Raw genomic sequence first — 18,152 nt, 5'->3', positions numbered from 1 at the left:
GTGAGGACTATCACCGATATGTACTTCGACGTGGACACCTTCGCCGCTATCGCCGCTCGTGCCGCTCAGACCGACGCCACCAGCTCCATCCCTGCCGAGAGCTGGCAGGATCTGGTCGACACCGGCTACCTGGGCCTGTTCCATCCCGAACACCTCGGCGGTAGCGGTGCCGATGCCGCCACTCAAGTCCGGGCCATGGAGGCGCTCGGCCGCGCCTGCTCCGGGACCTACTGGGCTGCCACCGTCTCCTCCCTGCTGTGCGGCAATCTCCTTGCCACGTACGGAAACGAACGGCATCACGAGCTGATCCGGTCGCTGGCCACTGGAGAGCGGCTTGCGGCCTTTGCCATCGTCGAGACCGCGGCCGGCAGCGATGCCGGTACCTATAAAACCCTGGTACGGCGTACCGACAGTGGCTACAGCATCAGCGGCGAGAAGTCCCGGATCACCAATGCCCCTCGCGCCGACCTCGCAGTCACGTTGGCCCGCCGGGACAAGCCTGCCGGCGACGACGGCCCGGACTGGTGCCTGGCCTTCGTCGATCTCGACCAGCCAGGCGTACGCCGCTACGACATCCCCCACATGGGCCTGCGCGGCATGCCTTGGGGTGGCATCGTCTACACCGACGCCCACGTCGACGAGGCGAACGTCATTCCCGTCCCCTTCACCGAACTGGCTGAAGGAATGACCTGGGGCTGGCTGCTGGTCTCCGTCGCGGCCGTGGCCACGGCCGAATCCGCTCTTGCCGCCTCAGTGCGGTACGCCCGGCAGCGGGTCTCCTTCGGCCGGCCTCTTGCTCATATGGAAGGTATTCAGGCGCAGCTCGCCGACTCCCGCACCCAGATCGACGCGGCCCGACTGCTCGCTCAAAGCTGCGCCGCCGAACGAGTCTCCGGCAATTCCGCCCGGCAGCTGATCGGAATGCTCAAGATCTATGCCACCGAGATGGCGGTCGAGGTCACCCAGCGCGCCGTCCAGATCCACGGCGCCGCGGGCGTCACCGAGGGCCATGAGGTGGAGCGCTACTACCGCGACGCCCAGATGAACGTAGTCGGCGCCTTCGCAACCAATCGCCTCCGCGAACAGATCGCCGAGGGCCTCGGCCTCGGCCCCGCCGTCTACCGCCCCTTCGACTGGCTGACCCCCACCGGCCTCGCCGGCTGAAACCCCACAACTCCTCTACGCTCTGAAACGCAGCAGCGGGGCAACAGCGCGCCGACCTGGGGTTCTCTCGGGTCGGCCTACGGCGTACAGGTAGCCGGCCTTGGTGTCCTTGTCGATGCCGAGGAGGACTACGCCGGTCTTGCCGCATCCGGCGGCTTGGAGGGACCTTGCTGTCAGGGCCACGAACCCTGCCTATCCGTCGGTCGCTGCGAGCAACTCTTCCAGGGAGGCGCGCGTCATGGGGTGGGTGAGGAGGTCGAGGGTTCCTCGTTCGGTGACGTCGGCCTGGTCTTCATCACTTGGGTTGATGGCTTCGCAGATCATGTTGTACGTCCAGTTGAGCCAACCACCGGCGGCGACTGCGAAGGAGGAGAGGGTGAGTTTCGGCCAGTGACCGGCGGCCTCCAAGTAGCCCTGCCGGAAGGCCGCGACGGCTTTGGGGTTGAGGGTTGGGCGGAGGGTCCATTGGCCTAGGGCGGCGCCGATTTCCAGGGCGGGGGTCATCGAGCCGGCGAAATCCCACTCGGTGATCAGGAGTTCGTCGTGGTGGCCGATGCGGACGTGTTCGGGGATGAGGTTGCTGTTGCAGAGGATGAAGTCGGCGGGGTCGGCGTCGAGCTCGATTCGGCTCAGATCGGCCAGCGCCGGCAGGGATTGAGCCAGTTGGCCGGCCCAGGGCTTCTGGGCGGCTCGCGCGCGATCGAGAAGTGCTGACCAGTCGGCGCTGGACTTGCGCGTGGTCAGGTACCAGCTCATCGGTGACTCGCTCGGGATGGCGAGGGAGTGCAAGGTCCCGTACGTCGTACCGACCTGTCGCGCCACCCCCAACGGGGTTGGGAGGACCGGGACGGGGCCGACCTCGATCCACTCGTGGACACGCCAGTTCTGTCCTTGGACGGCCTCGATCAATCGGCCACGGAGGCTGCGGACCGGGGTCGGGGCAACGATGCCCTTGGCAACGGCCGCGTTTCGGAGGCGGGCGCCGAGCTCGGCTTGCTCGTCGGTGATCCAGTCGTAGACAGTGACAGCCAGCCAGCGGCCGCGGTCGGTGATGATCGACCAGCAGCGGCCCATCGGCGTGAACGAGACAGGTGAGGCCGCTCCAACGACAACCCCGAGACCGAAGGCAGAAGCCAGCGCCTCGGTGAGCCCAGCAGGAGCGACCGGTACTGCGGCCGCCCGGCGCTCGACCTCGGATTTCAGCTCGGCCCAATCACGCATCCCGTACTCCGCCGCGAGGGCCCGCTGGGCATCGGCCAGGGATGCCGGTGGGCCGGATTCGCGGAGTGCGGCCAGGAGGTCTTTGGCCTCTTTGCGCAGGAAGCCAAGGCTCGGCTTGTCAGGCAGGAATCTCACAGCGTGTCCTCTCGCGCCCGGACTCGCACAGGCCACAAGGAGCACGATGCCCTAGCCAGTGAGTGGAGAAACGGGGTGGCTTCCAGCCTTCCGGCGAGTCTCGGCGCAGCCCCGACCACGCTGCCCACGACGCTATCCGACCACCGCCGACCCGGTCAACGGATACACAGAGGGCGGTCTGCCTACGGGGTGAGGCCGCCGGCGATCAGCTGGGTCAGGGTGGTGGTCACTTCGGGGGCGGTGGCTCGGTTGTGGGTCAGTTCTGCGGCTAGGGCTTCGGCGGCGCCCAAGAGGGCGGTGCAGCGGAGGTGGAGCGCTTCGGGCTGCAGCGCGGAGTACGGGGTGAGAGCCGTTGCCATCGTTGTGGTGTAGGCAGTCAAGAGCGCGTGCTGGGTCGGCTCCAGGTCCGGGTTGCCTTTGAGGGCTGCCGAAAGAGTGGCGAATTCGGGGATGTCGAGGGCGCACGCGAAGTACGAGGCGCTGATCAAGCCCGCGATCGCGTCGACCGTCCCGGGGGAGTCCCGGACCGCGTCCTCGAGGGCGAGGCGATGGCGCTCGTCGAGGTCGCGATAGAGGGCGAGCAGGAGGCCGGCGCGGGTGCCGAAGTGGTCGTAGACGATCGGCCTGCTGACACCGGCGGCCTCCGCGAGAGTGACCAGGGTCAGGCCGTCGGCGCCGCGCGTGCGCACGATGCCCAGGGCCTCGTCGAGCAACTGCTCTCGCCTGGCCGGTTTCGACAAACGCGTGGTTGTCGGCCTCTCTTGCGTCACACCCTCAGCTTAGGCTACAAAGTGTAGGTTACAAAATGTAGCTACGCGAAGGAGAGCTTTAGATGAAACCCGTACTTATCCTCGGCGGCTCAGGTCAGGCAGGAGCCGGAACGGCCACTCTGCTGCGGCAATGGCACCCAGACCTGCCCCTCACGATCGCCGCCCGCGATCTCTCCAAAGCGCAGCGGGTGGCCGACGAACTCGGCACCGCGACCGCCGTCACCATCGACCTGCACAGCAGCGATCTCGGTCTCCCCGCCGGCCAGAACTACTCGGCGGTGGTCGCCCTGCTGCGGGACGATCGATTCAACGGCTTACGGTACGCCCAGGACCACGGGTTGCCGTACTACAGCATCTCCAGCGGCCCGATGGAGATCGCGCCGGAGGTCGTTGCCGTCGCCAACCGTCCGAGCGCATCGCCGGTCGTGCTCGCCAGCCACTTCTTCGCCGGGACCGTCGCCCTCGCGGCACTGCACGCGACAAAGGAGTTCGGCCGCGTTGACAGCATCCACATCGGCGCGATCCAGGACGAGCAGGACATCGGCGGCCCCGCAGCGCTGGCGGATCTGGCGCGCTGGGCGACAGCCAGTTCGGCAGGATTGGTACGCCGCGATGGCGTGTTCACCTGGTTGACCGGCGACACCCCGGCGGAGATCGGGCGCATCGACGGCAGCACCATCTCCGGCCAGACCATCTCCGGCCTCGACATCCCGAGCCTCGCCTTCGCGACGGGCGCAGCCAACGTCCGGGTCGACTTTGCCGTTGGCAACGACAGCGACCAGCCTCTCACCGAGGTCCGCATCGACCTGGAAGGAACCGATCCAGCCGGTACGCCGCTCCGCGCCACCCACTCCCTGATCCATCAAAAGGGGCAGCAGCCGTTGACCGCACTCGGCATCGCGCTCAGCGTCGAACGCCTGCTAACCCTCCGCGGCGACCCGGTCCCGCCAGGCATCCATACCCCCGAGTCCCTGATCGACCCGGTCTACGCCACCGAGCGACTCCGGGAGGTTGGTGCCGACTTCGTCGAGCTGGAGTGTGCTACGACTGCCTGATGGCGGATGGCGAAGTGCGGCGGGACCTGCTCCACGAGGTGCCCGGGGCGGGGGCCTCGGGCGGCGGCGAGAGCCTGACGACGGTACTGGTTGCCTTCGCGGCCAATGTGCTGATCGCCATTGCCAAGTCGGTGGCCGCGTTGGCGACCGGGTCGGCGTCGATTCTGGCTGAGGCGGCGCACTCGTGGGCCGATGCCGGCAACGAGATCTTCCTGTTGATCGCCAACCGGCGAGCGCACAAACCAGCCGATGAGTTGCATCCGCTGGGGCACGGGCGAGAGGCCTATGTCTGGTCGCTCTTCGCCGCGCTGGGGTTGTTCGTGGCCGGCGCAGCGGTGTCGATCACGCACGGGGTCCAGGAGCTGATCACGCCGGAGCCCGCAAGCCACTTCGTCATCGGGTACGCCGTACTGGCGATCTCCTTCGTTCTCGAGGGGATCTCCTTGGCGCAGTCGGCGCGGCAGGCGAAGGCCGAGGCCGCGACCCTCGATCGCGATCTCATCGAGCACGTCCTCGCGACCTCCGACCCGACCCTCAGGGCGGTGTTCGTGGAGGACGCCGCCGCGCTGGGCGGGTTGCTGATCGCGGCGGCCGCGCTGGGCGCACATCAGTTGACCGGTTCGTCGATCCCCGATGCCATCGGCTCGATCCTCGTCGGTCTGCTGCTCGCCTGGGTCGCGCTCCTGCTGATCAACCGCAACCGCAGATTCCTGGTCGGCCAGGAGGCCGATCCGAGGGTCCGCAAGGCCGCCCTGCAAGCTCTCCTGGACGCGCCGGAAGTTGCCCGGGTCACCTATCTGCGACTTGAGATCGTCGGCCCGCGGATGATCTCGGTGATCGGCGACGTCGACCTCACCGGCGACGACACCGAGTCCCACGTCGCCGTCCGCCTCCGCGCCCTGGAGGCCAAGCTCAGCGCCTCCCCCGCGGTAGCGGGCGCAGTACTGAGCCTCTCCGCCCCCGACGAGCCGACGTTGAGTGTCTGAACAGATCTACCTGTAGGGGTCCTCGACCGGGAGCCAGCAGGCGGAGAGGTCGGCGCAGAGCGGTGGGACGCCGTCGGTCAGGGCGTGGATGCTGGATTGGACCGCCGTCCGCGGATCGGCTTGGCGGGAGATGAGCGACCAGGTCCAGTACGGCGCTGGGTCGGTCACCGGGCGCTCGATCAGGTCTGGCGGGGTCGGCGTCGTGGTGCGTTTCGGGTTGTTGAGCACGGGACGGCGTAAGCGTCGTACGTGCTCGTGGAAGGCCGGGCCGGTCATTCCGCCGTCGTCGACGTACTCCAGCCGCGCGCCGGTCGCCTTGGCGAGCTCCTCCGCGTAGTCGTTCCACGACGACCAGGTCGCGATGTCGGAGTCCACCAAGATGATGACGTCCTTGGCGAGGACCGGCGAATCGTCGTGGCCGGGCGATACGGCGTACAGGCGGTCGGCGCCGATGAACCTTGCCTCCAGCTTGAGCTCGGTCAGCGCGGAGGTTTTGATCCAGGCGATCGCGAGGTCGACGCTGCCGTCGGCCACTCGGGCGGCCTGGGTGTGCGACGGCAGCACCCAGGCGTCAATGCGGAGCTGCGCGATACCGGAGACGCGGGTGATCAGGTCTGGTGGGTGCCAGCTGACGTAGCCGAGGCGGACCGGTTCGGCCTTCGAGAGACCGGCTGCCGAGCGGCGGAGCTCGTCGGCCTGGTTCAGCAGGTCGCGAGCCGGGGCCAGCAGCGCCTCGCCGGAGGTGGTCAGCGTGACCGATCGGCGGTCGCGGTCGAAGAGGCGGAGGCCGAGGTCGCGTTCCAGCGCTTTGATCTGCTGGGACAGCGACGGGCCGGCGATGTGCAGGGTGGCGGCAGCGCGGCCGAAGTTGAGCTCCTCGGCCACCGCGACGAAGTACCGCAGCTGTCGCAGTTCCATCTGTCGATGGTAGGCGCAGCCTCCCAGCAGGGAGACAACAAGTCGTGGATCCGCCCTCCGCGCCGAGCCACTATCGAGTCACGGAGAACGATCGCTCTCCCGAACTGACACAGAGAGAAGAGCAGCACTGTGAGTACTCAGAAGGTCGCAGTCATCACCGGCGCATCGCAGGGCTTCGGCGCGGGTCTGGTGACCGCCTACCGCAAGCTCGGGTACGCCGTCGTCGCCAACTCGCGCTCGATCAAGCCCTCCGACGACCCGCTGGTACTGACCGTGGCCGGCGACGTCGCCACCCCGGGCGTCGGGAACCGGATCATCGAGCAGGGTCTGGACGCGTTCGGCCGGATCGACACGCTCGCCAACAACGCCGGCGTCTTCATCGCCAAGCCGTTCACCGACTACACCGACGAGGAGTTCGACCTCGTCACCGGCGTGAACCTGCGCGGCTTCTTCGAGATCACCCGGCGCGCGGTCGAGGCGATGCTCGCCACCGGCGGCGGTCACATCGTCAACGTGTCGACCGCGCTGGTCGACCACGCCAACTCCAACGTGCCGTCGGCACTCGCCTCGCTGACCAAGGGCGGCCTGAACGCGGTCACCAGGTCGCTGGCGATCGAGTACGCCGCCCGCGGTATCCGCGTCAACACGGTGTCCCCCGGCATCATGCGGACGCCGATGCACCCGGAGGAGAGCCACGAGGCCCTCGCCGGCCTGCACCCGGTCGGCCGAATGGGCGAGATCTCCGACGTCGTCGGAGCCATCACCTACCTCGAAGAGGCGCCCTTCGTCACCGGCGAGATCCTGCACGTCGACGGCGGCCAAAGCGCCGGCCACTAGTCGCTCCCCGGGCGGGCGGCTCCCCGCCGCCCGCTTCCGAGCCAGGTTCAACTCAAGGAGCTCCAAGCATGAACACCACCACTACCCTCCGCACAGTCCTCGACCAGTGGAAGGCCGGCGTCGACGCGCACGAACCAGAGGCCGTCGCCAAGGTCTTCACCGACGACGCGATCTTCCAGGGCCTGCACCCCTACAGCATCGGCCCGGCCGGCGTAGCGGAGTACTACGCTTCGCAACCGCTCGGCATGAAGGTCGACTACGACATCCTGGAGACCAGGCAGCTCAGCGACGACCTGGCCCTCGGCTACCTCAAGGCCGCCTTCTCCTTCGTCGACCGCCCCACCCTCGAACTCTTCCTCGGCATCATTGCCCGCGGCAACGGCAACGACGCACGCATCGCGCACTACCAGGTATCGAAACTGCCCTGACCGGGGCATCGAGGAAGTGCCTTACCTACAAGTGGGTACTTCCCACTGGCGACGCCAGTCGCTAGCGTCACGCACATGGCCGATCTCGAACGTAACAAGCAGATTGTCGTCGACTACTACCAAACCGCGTTCGGCGGCGAGCCAGAGAAGGCCGTCGAACAGTACGTCGGAGATCGCTACACGCAACACAACCCGATGGCCGCCAACGGGACCGAAGCCTTCATCGGCTTCGTGCACTGGCTCCGTGGCGAGAACCCGGAACTCCAACTGGAGATCAAGCGCGTCCTCGCCGACGGAGACCTCGTCGCCACGCACTCCCACCTGACTCTCAAGCCCGGCGAACCGGGTCAGGCCCTCGCCGACTTCTTCCGGGTCGAAGACGGCAAGGTCGTCGAGCACTGGGACGTCATCCAGGAGATCCCGGCGACCTCCGCCAACGCCAACACGATGTTCTAGACCTTCACGGCCCGCCCAGAAGACATGGGCCTGCTCCTCTTCCGCTCCTGGCTAATGCCTCAGTGAAGCTAAAACCATTACGTCAAGCTACGTCAGGCCAACCAAAAGGGTTGATCTGGGACGTAACTAATGCGTAAGGTGATGGTGTGAGCATTGGCCCGAGTGTTGAGGACCTGTTGGTGGCGGGGTTCGCGATGGGTGGTGAGCGGCTGGTGGCGCTCGACCTTGTCGACACCCAGCTGCTGGCCGCCACGCCCCCGGTGGATCTGATCGAGACGCCGGAGCAGCTGGCGCAGTGGTGGTCGCTCCAGGAGGTGCGACTGCCGGCCGGGCCGGTCCCGGATTGCGCGGCGGTCCGCCGGTTGCGGGCTGCCGTTCGCGACGTCCTCGACTCGCACCTGGCCGGAGAGCTGCCGTCGGCGACCTCCGTGGACGACATCAACGCGGCCGCGGCCGGGGCGCCACAGAGCCTGCGAATGGTTGCGCACGGCAACGGTCTGCAGGCGGCGACCCGCTGGCATCCGGAGTACGGCGGGAACGCGGCGCTCGCGTCGATGGCCCGCGAGACGATCGAGCTGATGACCGACGCCGAACGGCTGGCGACGCTCAGGCGCTGCGCGAACCCGAACTGCTCGATGCTCTTCCTCGCAGAGCACAGGCGGCGGCAGTGGTGCATCGGCAGCAGGTGCGGCAACCGCGCTCGCGTCGCCCGCCACTACGAGAAGACGAGGCAGTCATGAGCGGTTTTCACGAGGGCGAACTGGCGGTCCAGAAGAAGGCCGGCGTGGCGCATGACGCGACCCGGCTGGAGGGGATGCTGCGGCCGGCTTCGCTCGAGGGTGGCGCGAAGAAGTTCCTGGCGCAGCGCGATTTCGTGGCGATCACGGCCCGCGACGGCGGTGGCCGGTTGTGGACGACGGCGATGTCCGGGGTGCCGGGCTTCCTCGATTCCAGCGGCAGCACGTTGACGATCCGTACTGCGCCTGGCGCGGGCGATCCGTTGCATGAGGTTCCCGCCTGGCAGCCGGTCGGAGTACTGGTCATCGACCTGGCGTTGCGGCGGCGGGTCAGGATCAATGGGGAGCTGGTTCGAAGTACCGATGGGGAGTTGGAGATCGCGGCGGAGCAGGCCTATGGCAACTGTCCGCAGTACATCCATCCACACGAGGTCACCCAGCCGGCGTCGTCCCTGCCGATCGTGACCGACGGGACACTCGGCGTCGAGCAGAAGGCGTTGATCGAGGCCGCCGACACCTTCTTCCTCGGGACTGCGCACCCGACGCGTGGCGCCGACACGTCACACAAGGGCGGCGAGCCCGGCTTCGTGCGGGTCGACGGCGACGAGATCTGGTGGCCTGACTTCCCGGGAAACAACATGTTCAACAGCCTCGGCAACATCTCGGTCGACCCGACGGCCTCATTACTGTTTCTCGACTTCACCACCGGTACCGCGCTGCACTTGTCCGGTACGGCGACAATCGATTGGAACGCTGGAGGCGAGACGGGGCGAGCGGTGCGCTTCCGGCCGACCCGCACAGTACTGAACAGCTGGAGCTGACGATGGCGACGCTGCGCTCTCTCAACGTCGGCCTGCCGAAGGACGTGTCCTGGCACGACCGGACGGTCTACACGGGCGTGTTCAAGGCACCCGTCGACGGGCCGCGAATGGTTCGGCGGCTGAACGTCGACGGTGACGGTCAGGGCGATCTCGGCGGGCACGGTGGCGAGCAGCGCGCGGTGCTCGTCTACCAGCTCGACTCGTACGCCCACTGGCGCCGGCATTTCGGGCGGGACGATCTGACCTACGGGATGTTCGGCGAGAACTTCACCGTCGACGGGTTACCGGATGACGAGGTCTGTATCGGCGATCGGTACCGGATCGGCGAGGCGGAGTTCGAGGTCACCCAGCCGCGGGTGACCTGCTATCGCGTCGGCCTGCGGATGGGCGAACCGGAGCTGCCGTCGCTGCTCGTGGCGCACCATCGGCCGGGGTTCTACCTCCGCGTGATCAAGGAGGGACGCGTCGAGGCGGGCGACGAGATCGTCCGGACGCGGATCGGGCCGGAGGCGCTCAGCGTGGCCGACATCGATGCGCTGCTGTATCTCCCGGACCGCGATCGGTCGAAGCTCCGGCGGTCACTCGACATCCCCGCACTCAGCCCGGGCTGGCAGCAATCCTTCCGCGAACTGGTCGATCAGTACTCCGCTGCGCCTGCGGCTGGATTGGCACCTGCGCCGACGCTTGCACCGACCGCCGCCTGGCCGGGTTTTCGGCCGTTGAAGGTGACCGCGGTGGTGCCTGAGAGCAGCACGATCCTGTCGGTCTGCCTCCAACCGGAGGACGGTCCGGGTGAGCTGCCGGCCGCACAGCCCGGCCAGTATCTGACGCTTCGGATCGCGGCCGGCTTGTCCCCCGACGGCCCGCCCGCTGTCCGGAGCTACTCATTGTCGTCGGCGCCTGGCGCAGCGGAGTACAGGATCAGCGTGAAGCGCGATGGCCTGGTCAGCAGCTACATCCACGACCACGTCGCGGCCGGGATGACGATCGAGGCCGCCGCACCCCGAGGCGACTTCGTCCTGACCGACGATGCCAGCCCAGTCGTCCTGGTCTCAGCCGGCGTCGGCGTCACCCCGGTACTCGCGATGCTTCACGCACTAACTACAGAACAGACCTCCGGTATGTACAGTCGGCCGCGGCCTGTGTGGTGGATTCACGTTGCGCGCGATGAGGCGCAGCAGGCCTTCGCCGGCGAGGCGAGTGAGCTGCTGGCGGCTCTTCCTCTGGCGCATCAGCGGGTGTTCTACACGGCGACTGGCAAGCGCCCGACTGCCGCGGAGTTCGCCGAGCTCGGGTTGCCCGCCGACGCGTCGGCGTACATCTGCGGGCCGGCCGGGTTCATGGACGAAGTACAGGAAACTCTTGCTGGGTTGGGGATTGCGCGGGAACGGATCCACACCGAGCTGTTCGGCGCACTGGCGGCGATCACGCCCGGCATCACCGACCACCGTGCAGTACCGCCGCATCCGCCGGAGGGTGAGCCGGGGAGCGGGCCGCTGATCACCTTCGCCCGGAGCGGCCTGTCCGTGCCGTGGTCGGACCAGCAGGCATCGCTGCTCGACCTGGCCGACGCTTGCGACGTACCGACGCGTTGGTCGTGCCGGACGGGCGTCTGCCACACCTGCGTCACGCCACTGATCTCCGGCGAGGTGACTTACCAGCCGGAGCCGCTGGAGCCACCTGCGGCCGGCCAGATCCTGCCCTGCTGCGCGCGCCCGGACGGCGAGGTCGTCCTCGACCTCTGAGCCACCTTCCGCCCGCCAAGTCGGAGCGGCCCCGGCGGCCCCGGGATCCGGACGCGGCATGATGGAACGGTGAGCGAAGACCTGACGCCGGAACTGGCCGCGACCATCGAAGAAGCATTCGCCCGGCGGGACCGGGACAACATGCAACCGACGATCGACTTCTTCGAGGACCTGCTGACCAAGCACCCGGGCAACCCGTACGTGCTCTACGAGGTCGGCGGCTCCTACGACACGGCCGGCCAGGAGGAGAAAGCACTCCCGTACTACGAACAGGCGCTGCCCGGGCTGAGCGGCGACATCGAACGCCGCTGCCTGCTGCAGTACGGGAGCACCCTGCGCAACCTGGATCGCTTCGACGAGTCGCTCGAGGTCTTCAAGGCGGCCACCAAGGAGTTCCCGGAATCAGACTCCTTACGGGTCTTCAAGGCCCTCACCCACCACGCCGCCGGCCACCCGGACAAAGCCCTCGCCACCCTCTTGCTGGTGATAGCCGACCGCGTGGACACCCCCGAACTCAAACGCTACGAAGCCGCCATCCGAGGCAACGCCGACTACCTGGCCAACCTCCACCCCTGATGCCGCCCCTCCCCACGCCCTCCTCCGTCGGCGCTCCAACCCCGGCAGGCCACTAGCCAGCTAAGTGGAAACTTCTCGTCTCCAGGTGCAAGTTAGTTACCACCCAACGACGCTCGTCCGGCCTAGCAGGCCGTCAGGCGTTCTCGGGGATTGGGGCGTGGACGGGGTGGGTGCCTGGTCGTTCGCGGCTTGGTGGGTGCGGGCGATTCCCCAGCCGACCAGGGCCGCGGCCAGGAGCGTGCGGGTGAGGCCGTCGATGGTGACCGACTCGCGGAACTGGCGTGGGCTGATCAGCAAGCGCAGGCGATCCCGGTGGGCGCAGTCAGCGGGTCGGACGATTGGCGGGTGATGCCGGCCGCGGTCTCCACCGGCAGACCTTCGCGAGTCCAGTACTCCATCCCGCCGATCATCTCCTTCACCGGATAGCCCAGCTTGGCGAACTCCAGCGCCGCCTTCGTACCGCCATTGCAGGCCGGCCCCCAGCAATACGTGACCACCGGAGTCCCAGCCGGTACTACGGACGCAGCCCGCGCTGCGACCTCCCCCGTCGGCAAGTGAATCGCCCCGGGCACGTGCCCCTGATCCCAGCTCGCCTGACTCCGGCTGTCCACCAACACCCAGCCGCCAACGCCGGCGCCGATATCCGCCGCGACATCCGACGGGTCGGTCTCGAATCGGAGCTTCCCGGCAAAGTGAGCGACCGCCTCATCCTGCACAGCGGGCGGAGTCTGCAGCACCGTCGACATCTTCGGATCTCCTTCGGTCGGATTTCTGCGGAGATCCCAGCTTCCCGAAGGCCCGACCTTCACGACAGTGGCAGCAATGACCTAGTAGGACTAATTACTGCCACCGCACTTCAAGAGCCGAGCGAACGCCAGAGGAGCGCCGCCGCGTAGGTGCGATACGGAGCCCACGGCGCGCCGAGTTGTTCGACCTCCTTGATGGTCGGTAGTTGCGGCAGCGACCACGCGGCCGCCACGGCCCGACGGATGCCGCCGTCGCCTGCGGGGAGGATGTCGGCGCGGTGCAACTGGGCGACGAGGAACATCTGGGCCGACCACAGGCCGATCCCCCGGACCGCGGTCAGCGCGGTGATCGCTTCGGCATCGGTGAGGCCGGCTGGCCTCCATGCGTTCGTCCGACCAGCCGAACGGATCGACCTCGCCATACTCATCGAGCAGCCCCGCCAGCACCGGCTCGCGCCGCGCCAGCTCCTCATGGGCTGTGACTACGGCCGTCAGACGGTTCGCCCGAGGTCGATCGTGCTCGCCGGCGTCGGACCAGCGGGGGGAGGTCGGTGTCCCTGATCTTGGCGCGGATGCGCGCTGTCTTGATTGCTGTGGTGAGGGTGGCGACGTCGTAGGCGCCGTAGTGGCGTTGGCCGTTGACGAAGAAGGTCGGGGTGCCGGAGACGCCGCTGAGGTCGGCGGATTCGACGTCCTGGGCGATTCGGGCGGCCGCGTTGTGCCGTTTGACCTCATCGTGGATCCGGTCGTCGTCCAGTCCGAGCTGCTCGGCATAGGACATCAGGTCGGCCGGCTTCAGGTTCTCCTGGTTCGTGAGCAGCAGGTCGTGCATCTCCCAGAACGCACCTTGCGCAGACGCAGCCTCCGCGACCTCGGCCGCGATCTGGGCTCGGGGATGCACATCCGTCAACGGCAGGTGCCGCCACACGTACCGAAGGTCGTCGTCCTTCAGCAGATCCCGGACGACGGGCTCCGCCAGGCCGCAGTAGGGGCATTCGAAGTCGCCGTACTCGACCAAGGTCACCGAAGCCGTCTCCGGTCCGCGGATGTGGTCTCGCTCGGGGTCGACCGGCTCCATCAGGTCGACCAGCTCGTCCACATCACCGAGCAACGCGACCGCCTTGCGCGCCGGCGACAACAAGTGCGCGGCCTGGAAGACCAGCCACGTCACGGCCGACGCGACGAGCACGGCGGACAGCAGTCCGAGCTTCGCCTCCGCCAGCGCCGGCCCCTCGAACGCCAATGTTGCTATCAGCAACGAAACCGTGAAGCCCATGCCGGCGATCGTGCCGCTGCCCGCGACCGCGGCCCAGCCGACCTGGGGCCGTAACCGGCCGCCGGTGAAGCGGGTCAGCGCCCAGGACGCCGCCATCACCGCGACCGGCTTGCCGATCACGTAGCCGAACAGGATGCCAAGCGTGATCGGCGATCGGTACGCCTGCGCCAGGAAACCACCATCGATCGTGACGCCCGCGTTGGCCAGGCCGAAGATCGGCACGATCAGGTAGCTCGTCCACGGGTGGTAGAAGTGCTGGAGTCGCGCGTTCGGCGAGAGTGTCGAGGTCAGCCCCAGGGTGGCACTCCGGGCCAGCTCCGGCGTCGGCTGCTCGCGGAACAACCGGAACAGGCCGGTCGCCTGCTCGAGGTCGTCGCGCCCCGGCGAGTACGCCGATGCGGTCAACCCGATCGCCAACCCCGCGACCACCGGGTCGACACCGCTGGTCAGCAAGGCGGCCCAGGTGATCACGCCCAGCGCGACGTACACCCCGACCTGCCGGACGTGGAACAGACTCGCCACCAGCAGCACGCCGAAGGCAACGATCGCGATCGTCAACGGCATCAGGGAGATGTTCTCGCTGTAGACGATCGCGATCACCAGCAACGCGATCAGATCGTCGACGACGAACACGGTCAGCAGGAACACCCGGACGCGATCCGGCACTCCGCGCCCGACCAGCGCCAGCAGGCCGAGTGCGAGCGCGGTGTCGGTCGACATCGCGACGCCCCACCCATGTGCACCCTCGCCACCGTGGTTGAACGCCAGGTAGATCAGCACCGGCGCAGCCATTCCGGCCACCCCCGCGACCACCGGCAGCACGAACCTGCTCCGGTCGCGCAGATCACCCAGGTCGAACTCGCGCCGCGCCTCCAACCCGACCACCAGGAAGAACAACGTCATCAGCCCGCTGTTCACCCACTCCTGCAACGTCATCTGGAGCTCGCGCCCACCGAGCGCGAGCGAGAAGTCGGTGTGCCAGAAGTCGGAGTAGGACCCCGGCGCGAGGTTCGCCCAGGCCAGCGCGAGCAGGATCGCCGCCGCAAGCACACCCGAGCTCCCGGACTCGGTCCGCAGGAAGTCCCGGATCGGCGCCGCGAACTCCTTGGTCCAGTTCGTCCGCCCGCTCAGCAGTCCCGAGAAGTCAGCCATCTCGTCCTCCCCGCCCGACAGCCGCCGGGTCGGTCGCGAACGACTCGACGTAGGTCAGCATGGAATCGAGTGCCGCCACCAGCGGAGCGACCTCCCGTTTGGTCTGCGTGAGCAGTGTCCCGCCTTGTAGTGCGGCGAGCAGGGCCATCGCCAGCTTCTCCGGATCCGCAGCGGATCGCAGGTCGCCGCGGTCGTACATCGCCTGCAGGCCCTCGCGCAGCAGTTGCTCCCATTGCTCGAAGCCGAGCGCCAGCCGAGCGCGGGCGAGCAGATCGGTCTCGACCACCTCACCCGCCAGCGAGCCGAGCCGGCAGCCGCCCTCGCAGTGATTGTCGAGCTGGTGCTGCACGTGGACCGCCGCCCAGGCCCGCAGCGCCGCAAAGCTGTCCAACGCACCGACGGGGCTGCGCTGGAGCTCCATCACGACCTTGGCCTGATGGTCGACCACGTCGGCGACCAGGCTGCGTTTGTCCTGGAAGTAGTGCGTCATCTGCGACCCGCTGACCCCCGCCGCCGCGCGGACGTCCTCGATGCTCGTGCCCGCGACGCCGTGCTCGTAGATCAGGTCGGCGGCCGCGGAGACGATGCGCTCCTTGGTCGCGCGGCCTTTCCTCGTCAGCCTCGCAGCACCGGTCATGCGGCCACCCTACTCACAAATCTGGGATGTGCAACCCAGAACCGAAAGGTCTACTGTCATTGACATGACTGCTGGCAGCTATGTCGCCCGGATCATCGACGTCCCCGACCACGGCATCCGGCTCGAGCCCGCCGACGACTCCGAGCGCCCGGCGGAGCCGACCCAGACGAACCTGCTCGCGATGTCCATCGCGCTCGCGCTCGGCGCCGCGGGGTACCGCCACCACCCGGAGCCGCGCGACCCCGACCTGCAGACCCTCGACACCCTGCTGGCCGGCAAATCCGTGATGCCGTGGGTCAGCGACACCTCCGCCGGCGACAACACCTACCTCGTCTGCACCCCGAGCTCCACCGGCCTGCCGCACTGCGAGGTCGAGCACCGCTGAACCGCCGCATCGGGCCCAGCTGGAACCGCCGCGTCGAGGATGGCTGATACTGCCCGGTAGAGCACCGCCGGAACCCTGTCCGAGGAATCCGGGGATCCGGCTACCACTTCCCGCGGGCGAGGCTGCATGATGTGCGCTGAGGAACACTCCAGCCACGGGGTGCCCCCTGACGTTTACTCATGTCTGGAGCCCGGATGGCTGACTTCGAGGTTGCCGCGCCGACGTCCGCGGACGCCTTTGCGCGACTCGCCATCGAGTTGCACGATGCCCCCGGCGTCGAGGAGACGATCGACGCGGTCGTCCAGTTCGCCCTACAGGCTCTGAACTGCACCTATGCGGGCGTGACCCTCGCGACGCGCGGCGCACAGCCGGAGGTTGCCGCGGTCACCGATCCGATCGTGGCCGATGTGTACGGCCCGCAGATCGCCGCCGACAACGGACCGTTGATCGCCGCCCTGCGGGATGGCAACACGATCCTGATCCGCGACACCACCCAGGACCAGCGCTGGCCGGAGTGGGCCACCAAAGTGGCAGGGCTCGGCATCCGCAGCGTGCTGGACGTCCCCCTGACCACCGGTGACGCCGGCCGCGCCACTGTCGGCGTACTGGGCCTGTACTCCGCAGAGCCGGACGCCTTCGGCGAGGACGACGACGCAATCGCGCACATCCTCGCCCGCCACGCCTCCGTAGCAGTCGCCTCAGCACGACACGAAGAGACCATGGCGCAGGCCGTCGACGCCCGAAAGCTCGTCGGCCAGGCGATGGGCATCCTGATGGAGCGCTTCGACGTCGACGACGACCGGGCCTTCGCCATCCTGAAGCGCTACTCCCAAGACACCAACACCAAACTCCGCGACGTCGCCCAACAGCTGATCGACACCCGCAAACTCCCGCACTGACGAATCGCCCCGCGACGGTAAGGTCTTGTGGGGTGGGAGGCGTTGGAGCGGGTGGCTGGCGGCCGCTGAGCGGGCCGTCGCATCGGCTTGCGCTGGAGATCCTCCTGGACGGGCCACTGTCGCGGGCCGAGCTGGCTCTACGGGTAGAGCTGTCGGCGGGGAGTCTGACCCGGTTGACCAAGCCGATGCTCGAGTCAGGGCTGCTGGTCGAAGTACCGGGTGGGCCGACTGATCCCCGGGTCGGGCGGCCGTCGCAGCCGTTGGACATCGTGCCCACCTCGCATCACTTCGTCGGGGTGAAGCTGACCAGCGACGCCGCCTTGGGCGTGCTGACCACGCTCAGGGCCGAGGTGATCGCGACCGAGGAGCGCCCGCTCCCCGATCACCCCCCCGAGGCGGTCGCCGACGTAGTGGTCGAGCTCGCACGCTCACTCGCCCACGGCCTACCGGGGATCAGCGGGATCGGGGTCAGCCTCGGCGGCCACATCAACGGCTCGGGCGACGTACTCCGCGGCGACTTCCTGGACTGGGAGGACGTGCGGTTCCGGCAGCTCATCGCCGAGCGCACCGGCGCCCAGGTGGTGGTCGCGAACGACGTCACCGCCGTGACCGAGGCGATCCACTGGTTCGGCGCCGGTCGCGGGATCAGCCGGTTCTGCCTGGTCACCATCGGCGCGGGCATCGGCTACGGCCTCGTCGTGCACGACAAGCTGGTCGACACCACCGAGGCCGGACTAGGTCTGATCGGCCACTTCCAGCTCGACCCGGACGGCCCGCTCTGTGAGCGCGGTCATCACGGCTGCGCAGCCTCGATGCTCACCACCGACGCGATCACCCGCCAGATCAGCGCGGCACTCGGCCGACCGGTCGAGTACGACGAATGTCTGGACCTGGCCAAGAACGGGGACCCGGAGGCACGCCGCGTGGTCGGCGCCGCGGGGCACGCCCTGGGCCGCCTGATCGCGGCGGCGAGCAACTTCACCATGCCCGAGGCGGTGATGCTCGGCGGCGAGGGCGTCCAGCTGGCCACGGTGGCACAGGACGAGCTACAAGCCGGTCTGCGGGCCGATCGGCATCCGGCCGCGGTCCCGCCCCCGCTCATCCTGCAAGACCCGTCATTCACCCAGTGGGCCCGCGGCGCCGCCGTGATCGCCATCCAGACCTTCGTCCTCGGTCGCTGAAAGTCACCGGCCAACACCCTGAGCGCA

At 68.1% G+C, this 18,152-nt stretch carries 21 protein-coding genes; 13 read left to right on the top strand and 8 right to left on the bottom strand.

Going from position 1 to position 18,152, the window contains the following annotated elements; genetic code table 11:
- Positions 1-18 precede the first annotated feature (18 nt).
- The gene (locus tag G3I17_RS25380; RefSeq protein ID WP_164600098.1) at positions 19-1,164 is read left to right on the top strand and encodes an acyl-CoA dehydrogenase family protein; all 1,146 of its coding nucleotides are present in this window, start codon (positions 19-21) and stop codon (positions 1,162-1,164) included.
- Positions 1,165-1,356: 192 nt separating this feature from the next.
- Here G3I17_RS25380 and G3I17_RS25375 read toward each other — a convergent pair whose 3' ends face one another.
- The gene (locus tag G3I17_RS25375) at positions 1,357-2,520 is read right to left on the bottom strand and encodes a hypothetical protein (RefSeq protein ID WP_164600097.1); all 1,164 of its coding nucleotides are present in this window, start codon (positions 2,518-2,520) and stop codon (positions 1,357-1,359) included.
- 182 nt (positions 2,521-2,702) lie between these two features.
- A complete protein-coding gene (locus tag G3I17_RS25370; RefSeq protein WP_343238407.1) occupies positions 2,703-3,290 on the bottom strand; it encodes a TetR/AcrR family transcriptional regulator in 588 nt (195 codons plus the stop codon).
- Positions 3,291-3,352: 62 nt separating this feature from the next.
- On the opposite strand from G3I17_RS25370, the gene G3I17_RS25365 reads away from it, so the two are divergent.
- Together G3I17_RS25365 and G3I17_RS25360 are read left to right on the top strand one after the other, a co-directional pair.
- On the top strand, positions 3,353-4,345 hold the full coding sequence (locus G3I17_RS25365) for a saccharopine dehydrogenase (RefSeq protein ID WP_164600096.1): 993 nt from the start codon (positions 3,353-3,355) through the stop codon (positions 4,343-4,345).
- Positions 4,345-5,331 carry a cation diffusion facilitator family transporter gene (locus G3I17_RS25360; protein ID WP_164600095.1) on the top strand — a complete coding sequence of 329 codons (987 nt, stop codon included), beginning with the start codon at positions 4,345-4,347 and terminating at the stop codon, positions 5,329-5,331. The genes G3I17_RS25365 and G3I17_RS25360 overlap by 1 nt, the downstream gene beginning before the upstream one ends.
- A 6-nt stretch (positions 5,332-5,337) precedes the next feature.
- Here G3I17_RS25360 and G3I17_RS25355 read toward each other — a convergent pair whose 3' ends face one another.
- Complete coding sequence (locus G3I17_RS25355) at positions 5,338-6,249, bottom strand: LysR family transcriptional regulator (RefSeq protein ID WP_164600094.1); 912 nt, start codon at positions 6,247-6,249, stop codon at positions 5,338-5,340.
- A 129-nt stretch (positions 6,250-6,378) separates the two neighbouring features.
- Between G3I17_RS25355 and G3I17_RS25350 the strand changes: the two genes are divergently transcribed.
- From G3I17_RS25350 to G3I17_RS25320, 7 genes are all read left to right on the top strand, one after another.
- The gene (locus G3I17_RS25350) at positions 6,379-7,086 is read left to right on the top strand and encodes an SDR family oxidoreductase (protein WP_164600093.1); all 708 of its coding nucleotides are present in this window, start codon (positions 6,379-6,381) and stop codon (positions 7,084-7,086) included.
- 68 nt (positions 7,087-7,154) lie between these two features.
- Positions 7,155-7,514, top strand: a complete 360-nt coding sequence (locus G3I17_RS25345; RefSeq protein ID WP_164600092.1) for a hypothetical protein — start codon at positions 7,155-7,157, stop codon at positions 7,512-7,514.
- Between the two features lie 75 nt (positions 7,515-7,589).
- Positions 7,590-7,970: a nuclear transport factor 2 family protein gene (locus tag G3I17_RS25340; RefSeq protein ID WP_164600091.1), complete on the top strand. Its 381-nt coding sequence runs from the start codon at positions 7,590-7,592 to the stop codon at positions 7,968-7,970.
- Positions 7,971-8,116: 146 nt separating this feature from the next.
- Positions 8,117-8,710 (top strand): ABATE domain-containing protein, encoded by a 594-nt coding sequence (locus tag G3I17_RS25335; RefSeq protein ID WP_164600090.1) that lies wholly within the window; start codon positions 8,117-8,119, stop codon positions 8,708-8,710.
- Positions 8,707-9,528, top strand: coding sequence for a pyridoxamine 5'-phosphate oxidase family protein (locus G3I17_RS25330; RefSeq protein ID WP_164600089.1), 822 nt, complete (start codon positions 8,707-8,709; stop codon positions 9,526-9,528). The genes G3I17_RS25335 and G3I17_RS25330 overlap by 4 nt, the downstream gene beginning before the upstream one ends.
- Before the next feature lie 2 nt (positions 9,529-9,530).
- Complete coding sequence (locus G3I17_RS25325) at positions 9,531-11,273, top strand: MOSC and FAD-binding oxidoreductase domain-containing protein (RefSeq protein WP_164600088.1); 1,743 nt, start codon at positions 9,531-9,533, stop codon at positions 11,271-11,273.
- A gap of 69 nt (positions 11,274-11,342) precedes the next feature.
- Complete coding sequence (locus tag G3I17_RS25320; RefSeq protein ID WP_203590721.1) at positions 11,343-11,849, top strand: tetratricopeptide repeat protein; 507 nt, start codon at positions 11,343-11,345, stop codon at positions 11,847-11,849.
- Positions 11,850-11,945: 96 nt separating this feature from the next.
- Here the strand turns inward: G3I17_RS25320 and G3I17_RS25315 are convergent, their stop codons facing one another.
- The 5 genes from G3I17_RS25315 to G3I17_RS25295 form a co-directional block, all read right to left on the bottom strand.
- On the bottom strand, positions 11,946-12,146 hold the full coding sequence (locus G3I17_RS25315; RefSeq protein ID WP_164600087.1) for a hypothetical protein: 201 nt from the start codon (positions 12,144-12,146) through the stop codon (positions 11,946-11,948).
- Complete coding sequence (locus tag G3I17_RS25310; protein WP_164600086.1) at positions 12,140-12,595, bottom strand: rhodanese-like domain-containing protein; 456 nt, start codon at positions 12,593-12,595, stop codon at positions 12,140-12,142. Before G3I17_RS25310 ends, G3I17_RS25315 begins: the two co-directional genes overlap by 7 nt.
- A gap of 110 nt (positions 12,596-12,705) precedes the next feature.
- Complete coding sequence (locus G3I17_RS25305) at positions 12,706-13,023, bottom strand: hypothetical protein (RefSeq protein ID WP_164600085.1); 318 nt, start codon at positions 13,021-13,023, stop codon at positions 12,706-12,708.
- Positions 13,024-13,064: 41 nt separating this feature from the next.
- Positions 13,065-15,023 carry a Na+/H+ antiporter NhaA gene (gene nhaA, locus G3I17_RS25300; protein WP_164600084.1) on the bottom strand — a complete coding sequence of 653 codons (1,959 nt, stop codon included), beginning with the start codon at positions 15,021-15,023 and terminating at the stop codon, positions 13,065-13,067.
- Positions 15,016-15,660, bottom strand: a complete 645-nt coding sequence (locus G3I17_RS25295; RefSeq protein WP_164600083.1) for a TetR/AcrR family transcriptional regulator — start codon at positions 15,658-15,660, stop codon at positions 15,016-15,018. Before G3I17_RS25295 ends, nhaA begins: the two co-directional genes overlap by 8 nt.
- A 64-nt stretch (positions 15,661-15,724) precedes the next feature.
- On the opposite strand from G3I17_RS25295, the gene G3I17_RS25290 reads away from it, so the two are divergent.
- The 3 genes from G3I17_RS25290 to G3I17_RS25280 all read left to right on the top strand — a co-directional run bounded on the left by G3I17_RS25290 (position 15,725) and on the right by G3I17_RS25280 (position 18,125).
- On the top strand, positions 15,725-16,045 hold the full coding sequence (locus G3I17_RS25290; protein ID WP_164600082.1) for a hypothetical protein: 321 nt from the start codon (positions 15,725-15,727) through the stop codon (positions 16,043-16,045).
- Between the two features lie 194 nt (positions 16,046-16,239).
- Positions 16,240-16,944 carry a GAF and ANTAR domain-containing protein gene (locus tag G3I17_RS25285; RefSeq protein WP_164600081.1) on the top strand — a complete coding sequence of 235 codons (705 nt, stop codon included), beginning with the start codon at positions 16,240-16,242 and terminating at the stop codon, positions 16,942-16,944.
- Between the two features lie 32 nt (positions 16,945-16,976).
- The gene (locus G3I17_RS25280; protein WP_164600080.1) at positions 16,977-18,125 is read left to right on the top strand and encodes an ROK family transcriptional regulator; all 1,149 of its coding nucleotides are present in this window, start codon (positions 16,977-16,979) and stop codon (positions 18,123-18,125) included.
- Positions 18,126-18,152: the final 27 nt, after the last annotated feature.

This window comes from Streptomyces sp. SID13031, from assembly GCF_010548305.1.
GTDB lineage: Bacteria > Actinomycetota > Actinomycetes > Propionibacteriales > Kribbellaceae > Kribbella.
The sequence above is the reverse complement of the archived record's forward strand: the minus strand, read 5'-3'. Positions and strand labels throughout refer to the sequence as shown.